This window comes from Pseudomonas kribbensis, from assembly GCF_003352185.1.
Taxonomy (GTDB): domain Bacteria; phylum Pseudomonadota; class Gammaproteobacteria; order Pseudomonadales; family Pseudomonadaceae; genus Aquipseudomonas; species Aquipseudomonas kribbensis.
The window spans coordinates 4,321,556-4,333,331 of the sequence record NZ_CP029608.1; the positions used below are offsets into that span (position 1 = coordinate 4,321,556).

Here is an 11,776-nt window from a genome sequence, read left to right on the forward strand (position 1 = left end):
GCTCGTCGTGGCAGAAATCAACGCTCTCAATAGTGGCTATCAGGATTCGGGCAAGGTTTGCCCTTTATATTCTCAAAAGACCTATCAATATCAATTAACAGTCTTTTACGGAATAACAGTCAGCCTTTATAAATCCTCCATCGCGTTCGGCACTGTTGCTCCAGCAACTGTTTCCCAGGCAACAGCGGTTCAACAAACCGGCCTGAAAGTCACACGAGCACAGCCGCCGAAAACGCTCAAAGCCCCGGAATACGGGCCTTACAGGAATTGGTACAGCGCTTGCTCTGCTCCAGTGACTACTCACTGCTCGCCGAGCAACTGTTGAAAAAGGAACTGACCATGTCGCGTCCACTGAAAGTCGTCGCCCTGTCCGGCGGAACCTGGCGTCCATCGCGAACCCTGGTGCTGACCCAGGCCCTGCTGACCGAATTGTCCGGGCACCTGCCCGTCGAGAGTCATCTGATCGAACTCGGCGACATCGCCCGCCCGCTAGGCGCCGCGTTGTCCCGTCAGGAGTTGCCAGCGGAGATCGAGGCCGAGCTGCAAGCCATCGAACAGGCGGACCTGTTGATCGTCGCGGCGCCGGTGTATCGCGGCTCGTACCCTGGACTGCTCAAGCACCTGTTCGACCTGATCGACCTGAATGCGCTGATCGACACCACTGTGCTGCTCGCCGCCACCGGTGGCAGCGAACGCCATGCGCTGGTCCTCGATCACCAGCTGCGCCCGCTGTTCAGTTTCTTCCAGGCCGTAACCCTGCCGATCGGCGTGTACGCCACCGAAGCCGATTTCGCCGACTACCAGATCACCAGCGAGCCGCTGAAAGCGCGCATCCGTCTGGCCGCCGAACGCGCCGCGCCGCTGTTCGGTGCTCACCTCAAACCGTTGCTGAAAATCGCTTAAGGAGCTGTTCATGGATGTTTTCTGGTTCCTGCCGACCCACGGCGACGGGCACTATCTGGGCACCACCCAAGGCGCGCGCCCGGTCACCCTCAATTACCTGAAACAAGTGGCGCAAGCCGCCGACAGCCTCGGTTACCACGGCGTGCTGATTCCCACCGGGCGCTCCTGCGAAGACTCGTGGGTGATCGCCTCGGCGCTGGTGCCGCTGACCGAACACCTGCGTTATCTGGTGGCGATCCGTCCGGGGATCATTTCACCGACGGTCTCGGCGCGTATGGCCGCCACTCTGGATCGACTGTCCAACGGCCGCTTGCTGATCAACGTCGTGACCGGCGGTGATCCAGACGAAAACCGTGGCGACGGCAGTTTCCTCAGCCACAGCGAACGCTACGAAGTCACCGACGAATTCCTCAAGATCTGGCGCCGGGTGTTGCAAGGCGAGGCGGTGGATTTCGAAGGCAAACACCTGAAGGTACAAAACGCCAAAGCCCTGTATCCACCGGTGCAGAAACCCTATCCGCCACTGTATTTCGGCGGCTCCTCCGACGCGGCCCACGACCTGGCAGCCGAGCAGGTCGACGTGTACCTGACCTGGGGCGAGCCACCGGCCGCCGTCGCCGAGAAACTCGCCGACGTACGTGAACGCGCCGCACGTCACGGGCGCAAGGTGAAGTTCGGCATTCGCCTGCACGTGATCGTGCGCGAGACCGCCGAAGAAGCCTGGAAAGCGGCGGACAAACTGATCGAACACATCAGCGACGAAACCATCGAGGCTGCGCAGAAATCCTTCTCGCGCTTCGACTCCGAAGGCCAGCGACGCATGGCCGCCCTGCACGACGGGCGCCGCGACAACCTGGAAATCGCTCCAAACCTGTGGGCCGGCGTCGGCCTGGTACGCGGCGGGGCCGGCACTGCATTGGTCGGCGATCCGCAGCAAGTGGCGGCGCGGATCAAGGAATACGCGGACCTGGGCATCGAGAGCTTCATCTTCTCCGGCTACCCGCATCTGGAAGAGGCCTACCGTTTTGCCGAACTGGTCTTCCCGCTGCTGCCCGAGCCATATGCAAGCCTGGCCGGACGCGGCGTCACCAACCTCACCGGGCCGTTCGGCGAAATGATCGCCAACGATGTTCTGCCCGCCAAAGCCAACGCCTGAGGAAGACCGAGTGACTGCCAAACCGCAAAGCACCCTGCTCTCCCCCTTGCAGACCGCCCGCCAACTGGCCTCCGAGTTCGCCCTGACCGCCGTCGAGCGCGACGAACGCGGCGGCACGCCGAAAGCCGAACGCGATGCCCTGCGCGACAGCGGACTGCTGGCCCTGAGCATTCCCACCCGTTACGGCGGCCTCGGTGCACGCTGGAGCGAAACACTGGAAGTCGTGCGCGAGTTCGCCAAAGTCGACAGCTCGATCGCCCACGTCTTCGGTTTTCATCATTTGATGCTGGCTACCGTGCGGCTGTTTTCCCGCCCGGAACAATGGCAACCGTGGTTCGAACAGACCGCGCGACAGAACTGGTTCTGGGGCAACGCGCTCAATCCGCTGGACACCCGCACCGTGGTCAAGGACCTGGGCGGCTGGCGCGAGTTTTCCGGCAAGAAAAGCTTCTGCTCCGGCGCCAGCGATTCGCAGATGCTGATCGCCTCGGCGGTGGACGAAAGCAACGGCGGCAAACTGCTGATCGCGGCGATCCCCAGCGGGCGCAGCGGCATCACTTTGCACAACGACTGGAACAACATCGGCCAGCGCCAGACCGACAGCGGAAGCGCCACGTTCGAACGGGTGCGGGTCGAGGAATCGGAACTGCTGCTGGATCCGGGTCCGTTGAGTACCCCGTTCGCCTGTCTGCGCCCATTGATCGCGCAACTGACGTTCACCCACATGTTCCTCGGCATCGCCGAAGGGGCCTTCGAAGAGGCGCGGCAATACACCCTCAGCGAAACCCGGGTCTGGCACAAATCCTCGGTGCGCGAGGTGCGCGAAGACCCGTATGTGCTGGCCCATTACGGCGAGTTCTGGGTCGCTCTCGAAGGCATCCGTCTGCTGGTGGAGCGCGCCGCTGCGATGCTCGACGAAGCGTGGTCCAAAGGTCCGAACCTGAGTGCCGAAGAGCGTGGTCACCTGGCCACGGCGATTGCCACGGCCAAGGTCGCCGCCAGCCGCCAAGGCCTGGAGATTTGCAGCCGATTGTTCGAAGTCACCGGCGCCCGTTCGACCCACGCATCACTGCGCCTCGACCGACACTGGCGCAACCTGCGCACGCAAACCCTGCACGACCCGCTGGATTACAAACTCCATGAGCTGGGCGACTGGGCGCTGAACCAGTCCCTGCCGGTGCCGACGTTCTATTCCTGATTTCCTTTCGTGGAGCGAGACCCATGCAACTGCTGACCCTGCCGCCCTCACCCGCCCTGGCCACTTCGATTCGCGCCACTGCCCAGGTGTTCGAAGACCCGAAATCCCAGGCCTTGCTCGCGCATCTGCAACAAGTCGCGCCGAGCGAAGCCAGCGTGCTGATCATCGGCGAAACCGGCACCGGCAAGGAGCTGGTGGCGCGGCACATCCACAACCTCAGCAACCGGCGCAACCGGCCATTCATTGCGGTGAACTGCGGGGCGTTTTCCGAATCGCTGGTGGAAGCCGAATTGTTCGGCCACGAAAAAGGCGCCTTCACCGGCGCCCTCAGTGCCAAGGCCGGGTGGTTCGAAGAGGCGGATGGCGGCACTTTGTTCCTCGATGAGATCGGCGATTTGCCGATGGCGATCCAGGTCAAATTGCTGCGCGTGTTGCAGGAGCGCGAAGTGGTGCGCCTGGGTTCGCGCAAGAGCATTCCCATCGATGTGCGGGTGCTGGCGGCGACCAACGTGCAACTGGAGAAAGCCATCAACGCCGGGCATTTCCGCGAGGATCTGTATTACCGGCTGAACGTGGTCAATCTGGAACTGAGCCCGTTGCGCGAACGGCCCGGCGACATCCTGCCGCTGACCCGGCATTTCATCGAGGCCTACAGTCAGCGCCTGGGTTACGGACGCATCACCATCAGCCCCGGCGCCGAGCACAAGCTGCGCGGCTACAGCTGGCCGGGCAACATCCGCGAACTGGAAAACGTCATCCATCACACGCTGCTGATCTGCCGAAACGGCGTGATCGAGCGCGACGACCTGCGCCTGTCGAACCTGCGCATCGACCGTCCGGACGATCAGCACGGCAGCGTCGACGATTCACCGGAAGCACTGCTCGAACGCGCCTTCCAGAAACTCTTCGAACAACAGGCCGGCGCGCTGCATGAAAAGGTCGAGGACGCGTTGCTGCGTTCGGCCTATCGCTTCTGCCACTACAACCAGGTGCACACTGCCGCGCTGCTCGGCCTCAGCCGCAATGTGACCCGCACGCGGCTGATCAAGATCGGCGAACTGGCGGTGAACAAGCGACGGCCCACGGAAAACCTGCAAGGCGAGCGCCTGATCCAGTTGTCGATCTAGCCCACCAGTTGGCAGTGCAAACCATCGTCGTGACTGCGGGCGATGCTGCTCAGCACCTGGAATGAACCGAAGGTCACGGTTCGCGCCTGATGGGTGCGGATCAACTGCCAGAAATCCTGCTCACCGGTTTCGAAACTCTGGAACGCCGCCTCCCCCGCCTCGCGGGATTGCCATTGCAGGAAACCCAACACCCGCCGGCCATCATCGCTGGCCTGAACGCTGGCGCTGACGAAACCGGCGTAACGCTGGGCCAGACGCTCGGTCTGCACAGTCAGCGCCGAGACCAGCGCCGGTTGCTGGCCGGGTTCGATTTCAAATTCGATCAATTGGGTGAAACTGCGGTTTTTCGCTGTGACTTGCATAACGCCCCCACTCGGTCAGGCGAATCTTGCGATTCGAAGGCCTGCAGGGTAAAACCTCGAGTTAACTAGAGGTCAAGGGGCAATTTTCAAATGGTCACAGCGGAAAATTTGCACAGGCAACTCACCGTCGGCGAAGTCGCGGCCCGCAGTGGTGTCGCCGTCACCGCCCTGCATTTCTATGAATCCAAAGGTTTGATCAAAAGCCAGCGCAATGCCGGCAACCAGCGGCGTTATCCACGGGAAGTGTTGCGGCGAGTGGCGTTGATCAAGGTGGCGCAACGGCTGGGCATACCCTTGGCAGAAATCGGCGAGGCGTTGAAACAGCTGCCGGACAACCGCGCGCCGACAGCAGCTGACTGGAAAGTGTTGTCGGAACAGTGGCGGCGGGAGCTGGATGAACGCATCAATCAGTTGATGCTGCTGCGGGATCGGCTGACTGGTTGCATCGGCTGCGGCTGTCTGTCGATGGAAGCCTGTCCGCTGCGCAATCAGGGCGATGTGCTGGGCGAACAAGGGCCGGGAGCACACTTTCTCGATGTCCCGGATTGACGGCCCCCACGGCATGGGAACCGTCAAATCGAACAATCAGAAGCCCGGTGCAATCTGCCCTTTGTAGCGGGTCAGGATGAACTGGCGCACTTCATCGGAGTTCAACGCCTTGGCCAGTTTCTGCAGTCCCGGATCGTTGATGTTGTCGGGACGTGCGACCAGAAACTCGATGTACAGGCTCTTGCCCTTCTCGACGATCAGCGCGCTGTTGGTGTCGATCCCGGCTTCCAGCGCGTAGTTGGCGAATACGAATGCCAGATCCACCTGGCTGACGGAACGGGCCAGCAACGCGCCTTCCAGTTCACGAATTTTCAGATGCTTGGGGTTTTCGACGATGTCGCGCTGGGTGGCCAGGGTGTTGCTCGGATCCTTGAGTTTGATCAGCCCCGCCTCATGCAACAGCACCAACGCGCGACCGGTGTTCACCGGGTCGTTGGGGATCGACACACTGGCGCCGTCCTTCAGCTCGGAGATGTTTTTGATCTTGGTCGAGTAAGCACCAAACGGCTCGATGTGCACGCCGACCACCGGCACCAGATCGGTGTGGCGGGTCTTGTTGAAGTCATCGAGAAACGGCCGGTACTGGTAGTAGTTGGCGTCGAGGTTTTTCAGCGCCAGTTGCTGGTTGGGCTGGATGAAGTCGGTGAAGACCTTGATGTCCAGGTCCACGCCTTCCTTGGCCAGGGTCGGCTTGACGAATTCGAGGATTTCCGCGTGCGGCACCGGGGTGGCACCGACGATCAGTTTTTCGTTGGCGTGAGCGCCGAACGACAGCACGGCAGCCAGAACGGCCAGGGTCTTTTTCATGGTTTGCTCCAAGGCAGATTTGAGTGGCCGTCGTGGGGTGGACGTGGGGCCTTTATGGGATGAACTGTTTTTTCTTCAGCGGCGGCTGTAGTGCGCCACCAGTCGGTCGCCGGTCATTTGCAGGGCCTGCACCAGAATCAGCAGCAACACCACGGTGACCACCATCACGTCGGTCTGAAACCGTTGATAGCCGAAGCGGATCGCCAGATCGCCGAGCCCGCCGCCACCGATCACGCCAGCCATGGCTGTGTAATCCACCAGCACGATGGCAGTCACTGTCACCGCCGCCAGCAACCCGCCGCGGGCTTCCGGTAACAGGGTGTGGCGAATGATCTGCCAGGTGTTGGCGCCCATCGCCTGGGTCGCCTCGACCACGCCGCGATCCACTTCGCGCAGCGCGGTTTCCACCAGCCGCGCAAAGAACGGTGTGCAACCGACCACCAGCGGCGGAATGGTCCCTGGCACGCCCAGCGAGGTGCCCACCAGCAACGTGGTCAGCGGAATCAGCACGATCAGCAAAATGATGAACGGCAGCGAACGCAGCATGTTCACGATCACCGACAGCACCCGGTACACGCCGACCGTTTCATGCAACTGGCGCTTGCCGGTGAGAAACAGCAGCAGCCCCAGCGGCAAGCCGAGCAACACCGTGAACAGCAGCGCCGCGCCGAGCATGCTCAGGGTGTCGAGACAGGCCTGGGCAATGTCGGCCCAGTAAATGTGTTTGAACCACTCGGCCATGATCAGGACCAGTCGTGACGCGGTGGTTTGACGCCGTTGAGCAGCCAGTTGCCGACCACGTGGTATTTCCAGCGCACCGGGTCATGCAGGGTGTGGACCCGGGCGTTGCGCCAGTGGCGGTCGAAGTTGTGCTTCTTCAGGGTCGAACGGGTGCCACCGAGTTCGAACAACTTGTTGCTGGCTTCGATGGCGATTTCGGTGGTCAGCACTTTGGCCTTGGCCACGGCAAGGGACGCCAGCGCGACGTTGTCTTCATCCGGTGCCGGACGCGCTGCGTCGAGCGCCCAACCGGCGCGTTCGAGCAAGGCTTCGGCGGCTTCCAGACGGATTTCCAGCGCGCCGATCTGAATGATCGTCAGCGGATCTTCGCTGGCCTTGTCCACACCCGCATCGATCCATGGCCGGGCAAACTGACGGACGAACTCAACCGTGTCCCGCAGCGCCGCCCGGGCAATGCCGGCGTCGATGGCGGCAGTGGTCAACTGGGCGAACGGCCCGGCCAGGGTCGGGCTTTCGTACGAGCGATACGTCGGGAACAGATTGAACGGCGCCACCTGCAAGTCTTCCGCCAGCACGGTGCCGCTGGACGTGGTGCGCTGGCCGATGCTGTCCCAGTCGTCGACGATCACCAGCCCTCTTGTGCCGCGCTCGACGAAGGCCAACTGGCCCTTCTGTTCCTCATCCAGCGCCAGCACCGCCAGCCAATGGGCGTACAGCGAACCGGTGCAGTAACCCTTGCGGCCGTTGATCACGTAACCGTCGCCATAACGTCGGATCGTGGTCTGGATGTCCTGCACATTCTTGCCGCCGGTTTCCGACAGCGCATTGGCGAAGCGATGACCTTGCAGCACCAGCTCAAAGAAGTGCGCCTGCTGCGCCGGCGTGCCTTGCAGGCGAATATCCTCGAGCAGGCAGTAGTGGTTCTGCGGGATCTGCCCGAGGGACGGATCGGCAGCGGAAATGATCGCGATCACCTGCGCCAGCACCGCACAGGACACCTGCGCGCCGCCGTACTCCTTCGGCACGGTGATGCCCCACAGGCCACTGTTGGAATACAGATCGACGATTTCGGCGGGCACTTCACGGTGGCGGTCACGCTCGGCGGCGTGCTCCTGCAAAACGGCGGCGACCTGCGCGGCCACGCGCAAGGCTTCGGCGTCGTCGGCGATCCGATGGGCGGCCGGCGGGTTGATCGGATAAACGGCAGATTCAGACATGGATGACTCTCGGTATCGGTGTTGTACCGGGTCATTGCAGCTTCTGTGCCTGACTGGCAGCCCTTGTCTGACGCGGCTTTCAACGGCTATCAACAGATCCTGGCGATAAAAACCCGCGCATTCTGTTGCTTCACTGTCGATGGCTGAACACTGCTCGTCGGCTACTCGTTCATGGCTGCGCGACGGATCTATAGTTGAGCGACCGGCAACCCCGGCGAAGGCAAACCTTCAGTCACTCATAAAAAAAGGGAGTACCGCCATGAGCGTCCAACCCATCCCGGAGGGGTACCACAGTGTGACCCCGTATCTCGGCATCCATAAGGCCGCCGAGGCCATCGATTTCTATAAAAAGGCGTTCGGTGCCACCGAAGTCATGCGCCTGAGCATGCCTGACGGTCGCGTCGGCCACTGCGAACTGCGCATCGGCGACAGCGCGATCATGCTGGGCACACCGTGCGACCAGGGGCCATTGAGCAATCCGGACAGCGCCGTGTCCGTCGGTTTGCATCTGTATGTGACCGATGTCGACAAATCGTTCCAGCGTGCACTGGATGCCGGGGCGAAGGCAGTGTCCGAGGTCAAGGATCAGTTCTACGGCGATCGCAGCGGTACGTTGAAGGATCCCTACGGGCATCTGTGGTTCCTGGCCACGCGCAAGGAAGACCTGACCCAGGAGCAGATCGAACAGCGGGCGAAGGAAATGTTTCAGCAGGCTCAGTAACCACGATTCGCCATTCCCGCGCCGCGCGCGGGGATGGGTGAACACGATTCATGAACCGTCTAACCACGTTTCACGCCTTGTCATGAACGCCCGGCGATTTCAGGATGCAGGTCAACCGCCTGAATAAAGGATCTCCCCGATGTTTGCCGGATTCGTCAAAGACCAGCGCCACGTCAATGGCGTGGACATCACTTATCGCCTCGGCGGCAGCGGCCCGGGCCTGCTGCTGTTGCACGGGCACCCGCAGACCCACGTCATCTGGCACAAGGTCGCCGAGCAACTGGCAGCGCATTTCACCGTGGTTGCCGCCGACCTGCGCGGTTACGGCGACAGCAGCCGACCACCCGCCGATGAGCGGCACGCCCACTATTCCAAGCGGGAAATGGCCCGCGACGGCGTGGAACTGATGAAGGCGCTGGGTTTTACGCAATTTTCGATCCTCGCCCACGACCGTGGCGCCCGGGTCGCCCATCGCTTGGCTCTCGATCATCCTGACGCCGTGCAACGCATGGTGCTGCTGGACATCGCGCCGACCCTGGCGATGTACAGCCAGACCAACGAAGCCTTCGCCCGGGCCTACTGGCACTGGTTTTTCCTGATCCGCCCGGCGCCGTTGCCGGAAACCCTGATCGAGGCCGATCCCGAAGCCTACCTGCGCAGCGTCATGGGCAGCCGCAGCGCCGGGCTCAAGCCGTTCACTGATGAAGCGTTCGCCGAATACCTGCGATGCCTGAGCCTGCCCGGCAGCGCCCGTGGGATCTGCGAGGACTACCGGGCCAGTGCCGATATCGATCTGGAACACGACCGTGTCGATCTCGCGGCTGACCATCATCTGAGCCTGCCGCTGCTGGTGCTGTGGGGCGCCGAGGGCACGGTCGGTCGTTGCTTCGATCCACTCAGGGAATGGCAGCAGGTGGCCACCGATGTGCGCGGCAAGTCCTTGCCCGCCGGGCATTACCTCGCTGAAGAAGTGCCTGAGCTGTTGCTCGCCGAGGCACTGCCGTTCCTGCGCTGAACCATCCCGCCCATCCGCTCACCACGATTCCAAAAGGCGTCGTGGTGAGATTGCAGTCGCGAAACATTTACTTTCATATCCTTCATCGGGATTTGCTTCAGTCATCCGTCTTATAGAGATGCGGGCCAGTCGCGTAGGCAAAAGCCACGACCGGCCCTTCAGGGACTCCCGCGCTGCGAAGCCCGTAGCACCGAGCCCCCTCACTGAATCAAGACCCGTCATCATGTCGAAGAAATCCCGCTCGAAACTGTGGTTCCTCGTACACAGCTGGTTGGCGTTGCCGATCTGGTTTTTTGTTCTGATTGTCTGCGTCACCGGCACCCTGGCGGTGGTCAGCCAGGAAATCGTCTGGCTGGCCAACCCGCAGATGCGCGCCAGCGCTCCTTCGGACGACGCACCGCGCCTGAGTTACGACCAGATCCTCGCCGAAATCAAAAAAGCCGAACCGCAGACGCTGGTGCAAAGCATCAGCCGGCCTGACGAGTCGCACTTTGCCCTCGACGTCGAGGTCAGCTACCCCGACGGCCGCTCGCTGACGGTCTACGTCAATCCGTACACCGGGGTCATCCAGGGCACCGCGCCGACCTTTGACTTCAAGGCCTTCACCCGCGCATTGCACGGCTGGTGGCTGGTGCCGTTCACCAACGGTTTCAGCTGGGGCTGGTATCTGGTGTCGTTCCTCGGGCTGCCGATGCTGGCGTCGCTGGTGACCGGGCTGGTGGTGTACAAGCGCTTCTGGAAGGGCTTTTTCCGTCCGACCCTGCGCTTCAACCACGGCGCACGAATCTTCTGGGGCGACTTCCATCGCCTGAGCGGTATCTGGTCGATCTGGTTCATCGCGGTGATTTCCATCACCGGGGTCTGGTTTCTGATCCGCGCCCTGCTGTTCGATTTTCAGATTTCGATTTCCAGCGAGCCGATCATTCCGGCCATGTCCCGTGAAAGTGTGCCGATCTCCGCCGACGGCACGCCCCCGCCAAAGATCAGCCTGGATTCGGCCATCGAGATCGCCCAGACAAAAATCCCGGGGCTGGAAGCCAGTTTCGTCAGCCTGCCCGGCAACGCCTACAGCCACATGAGTGTCGGTGGTCGCGGCTGGTATCCGCTGATGTTCCAGACCGCCACGCTCAATCCTTACAACGGTGAGATTGCCGCCTCACGCCTGCTGTCCGACCGGTCGGCCGTAGAGTTCGTCACCGAATCCATGCGTCCGTTGCACACCGGCGATTTCGGCGGGATATGGATCAAACTGGTCTGGTTCTTCTTTGGTCTGCTGCTGAGCATGATGGTCCTCAGCGGTCTGCTGATCTGGACCAAACGCACCGCACTGGCCACGCTCAACGCGCTCAAGCGCGAAGACAAGAGAAACCGCAAGGCGATACAACGCTCGACTTCCCGACAGGAACCTTCGGAGGTGAGCCCGTGAGCCAGAGCAAAGCAATATCAACTTCGCGCCTGAGCCGGTTCTGGCACAAATGGCGATTCCACCTCAATGTCCTGCTGTTGCTGATCCCGCTCGGATTCATGCCCAAGTACTTTGCCGATGCTTCGCTGTTTCGTGGCGACAGTGGACTGGGCGAACGGGAGATCGGCGAAATCCAGGTCGGTCCCTGGAGCCTGCGCCTGGCGGAGCTGCGCAATCAGGCGCCGATCCTGACCGGCCCTGCCGGTTACATGAAGGACTTCAGCGCCGCCCTTTGCGACGCCTGCATCGGTCACGTCAAGGCGACCTACCTGCGCATCGGCAAACCCCGCAGCCTGCGGGCTGCCGGCGTGATTTTCTTCGGCACGCCGTATCGCATGGGCACCCAGTTGCCAGTGCCGGAAAAGACCGCCGCCGACGCCGAGCTGTGGATCACCATGGAAGGCTGGGACGGCAGCATGCACCAAGCCTCGATTCCGCTGAGTCAGGCCTCACCCGCCACCCTTGCCTGGCTGAACAAACAAGGAGCCAAACCATGAGTCGCCCTTTTCACCCGA

At 61.9% G+C, this 11,776-nt stretch carries 14 protein-coding genes; 10 read left to right on the forward strand and 4 right to left on the reverse strand.

Features of this window, described 5'->3' with window-relative positions; genetic code table 11:
• Nucleotides 1–7 precede the first annotated feature (7 nt).
• Genes DLD99_RS29150 through DLD99_RS19665 form a run of 5 tightly spaced genes read left to right on the forward strand, consistent with a single transcriptional unit; the run spans nucleotide 8 to nucleotide 4,384 of the window.
• The gene (locus tag DLD99_RS29150) at nucleotides 8–325 is read left to right on the forward strand and encodes a hypothetical protein (protein WP_162803502.1); all 318 of its coding nucleotides are present in this window, start codon (nucleotides 8–10) and stop codon (nucleotides 323–325) included.
• Between the two features lie 14 nt (nucleotides 326–339).
• Nucleotides 340–903 carry an FMN reductase gene (msuE, locus tag DLD99_RS19650; protein ID WP_114886752.1) on the forward strand — a complete coding sequence of 188 codons (564 nt, stop codon included), beginning with the start codon at nucleotides 340–342 and terminating at the stop codon, nucleotides 901–903.
• 10 nt (nucleotides 904–913) lie between these two features.
• Nucleotides 914–2,059 (forward strand): FMNH2-dependent alkanesulfonate monooxygenase, encoded by a 1,146-nt coding sequence (gene ssuD / locus DLD99_RS19655; protein WP_114884457.1) that lies wholly within the window; start codon nucleotides 914–916, stop codon nucleotides 2,057–2,059.
• Nucleotides 2,060–2,069: 10 nt separating this feature from the next.
• A complete protein-coding gene (locus DLD99_RS19660) occupies nucleotides 2,070–3,257 on the forward strand; it encodes an acyl-CoA dehydrogenase family protein (RefSeq protein WP_114884459.1) in 1,188 nt (395 codons plus the stop codon).
• Nucleotides 3,258–3,280: 23 nt separating this feature from the next.
• Complete coding sequence (locus DLD99_RS19665; protein ID WP_085710689.1) at nucleotides 3,281–4,384, forward strand: sigma-54 interaction domain-containing protein; 1,104 nt, start codon at nucleotides 3,281–3,283, stop codon at nucleotides 4,382–4,384.
• On the opposite strand, the gene DLD99_RS19670 is transcribed toward DLD99_RS19665, so the two are convergent.
• A complete protein-coding gene (locus tag DLD99_RS19670; RefSeq protein WP_085710690.1) occupies nucleotides 4,381–4,746 on the reverse strand; it encodes an antibiotic biosynthesis monooxygenase in 366 nt (121 codons plus the stop codon). The two genes, DLD99_RS19665 and DLD99_RS19670, sit on opposite strands and share 4 nt — an antisense overlap.
• A 90-nt stretch (nucleotides 4,747–4,836) precedes the next feature.
• Here DLD99_RS19670 and soxR point away from each other — a divergent pair, with 90 nt between their 5' ends.
• Nucleotides 4,837–5,295, forward strand: coding sequence for a redox-sensitive transcriptional activator SoxR (gene soxR, locus DLD99_RS19675; RefSeq protein WP_085710691.1), 459 nt, complete (start codon nucleotides 4,837–4,839; stop codon nucleotides 5,293–5,295).
• 36 nt (nucleotides 5,296–5,331) lie between these two features.
• Here the strand turns inward: soxR and DLD99_RS19680 are convergent, their stop codons facing one another.
• The 3 genes from DLD99_RS19680 to DLD99_RS19690 all read right to left on the reverse strand — a co-directional run bounded on the left by DLD99_RS19680 (nucleotide 5,332) and on the right by DLD99_RS19690 (nucleotide 8,060).
• The gene (locus tag DLD99_RS19680) at nucleotides 5,332–6,102 is read right to left on the reverse strand and encodes a MetQ/NlpA family ABC transporter substrate-binding protein (RefSeq protein ID WP_039770347.1); all 771 of its coding nucleotides are present in this window, start codon (nucleotides 6,100–6,102) and stop codon (nucleotides 5,332–5,334) included.
• A gap of 75 nt (nucleotides 6,103–6,177) precedes the next feature.
• Entirely contained in the window at nucleotides 6,178–6,843 is a 666-nt protein-coding gene (locus DLD99_RS19685) for a methionine ABC transporter permease (protein ID WP_114884461.1), read from the reverse strand.
• Nucleotides 6,844–6,845: 2 nt separating this feature from the next.
• The gene (locus DLD99_RS19690) at nucleotides 6,846–8,060 is read right to left on the reverse strand and encodes an SfnB family sulfur acquisition oxidoreductase (RefSeq protein ID WP_114884463.1); all 1,215 of its coding nucleotides are present in this window, start codon (nucleotides 8,058–8,060) and stop codon (nucleotides 6,846–6,848) included.
• Between the two features lie 259 nt (nucleotides 8,061–8,319).
• Between DLD99_RS19690 and DLD99_RS19695 the strand changes: the two genes are divergently transcribed.
• From DLD99_RS19695 to DLD99_RS19710, 4 genes are all read left to right on the forward strand, one after another.
• The gene (locus DLD99_RS19695; RefSeq protein ID WP_085710695.1) at nucleotides 8,320–8,781 is read left to right on the forward strand and encodes a VOC family protein; all 462 of its coding nucleotides are present in this window, start codon (nucleotides 8,320–8,322) and stop codon (nucleotides 8,779–8,781) included.
• Nucleotides 8,782–8,920: 139 nt separating this feature from the next.
• Nucleotides 8,921–9,796, forward strand: a complete 876-nt coding sequence (locus DLD99_RS19700; RefSeq protein WP_114884465.1) for an alpha/beta fold hydrolase — start codon at nucleotides 8,921–8,923, stop codon at nucleotides 9,794–9,796.
• A gap of 223 nt (nucleotides 9,797–10,019) precedes the next feature.
• Complete coding sequence (locus tag DLD99_RS19705) at nucleotides 10,020–11,222, forward strand: PepSY-associated TM helix domain-containing protein (protein ID WP_114884467.1); 1,203 nt, start codon at nucleotides 10,020–10,022, stop codon at nucleotides 11,220–11,222.
• Nucleotides 11,219–11,758: a thiamine pyrophosphate-binding protein gene (locus DLD99_RS19710; protein WP_114884469.1), complete on the forward strand. Its 540-nt coding sequence runs from the start codon at nucleotides 11,219–11,221 to the stop codon at nucleotides 11,756–11,758. The genes DLD99_RS19705 and DLD99_RS19710 overlap by 4 nt, the downstream gene beginning before the upstream one ends.
• The last annotated feature ends 18 nt before the right edge of the window (nucleotides 11,759–11,776 follow it).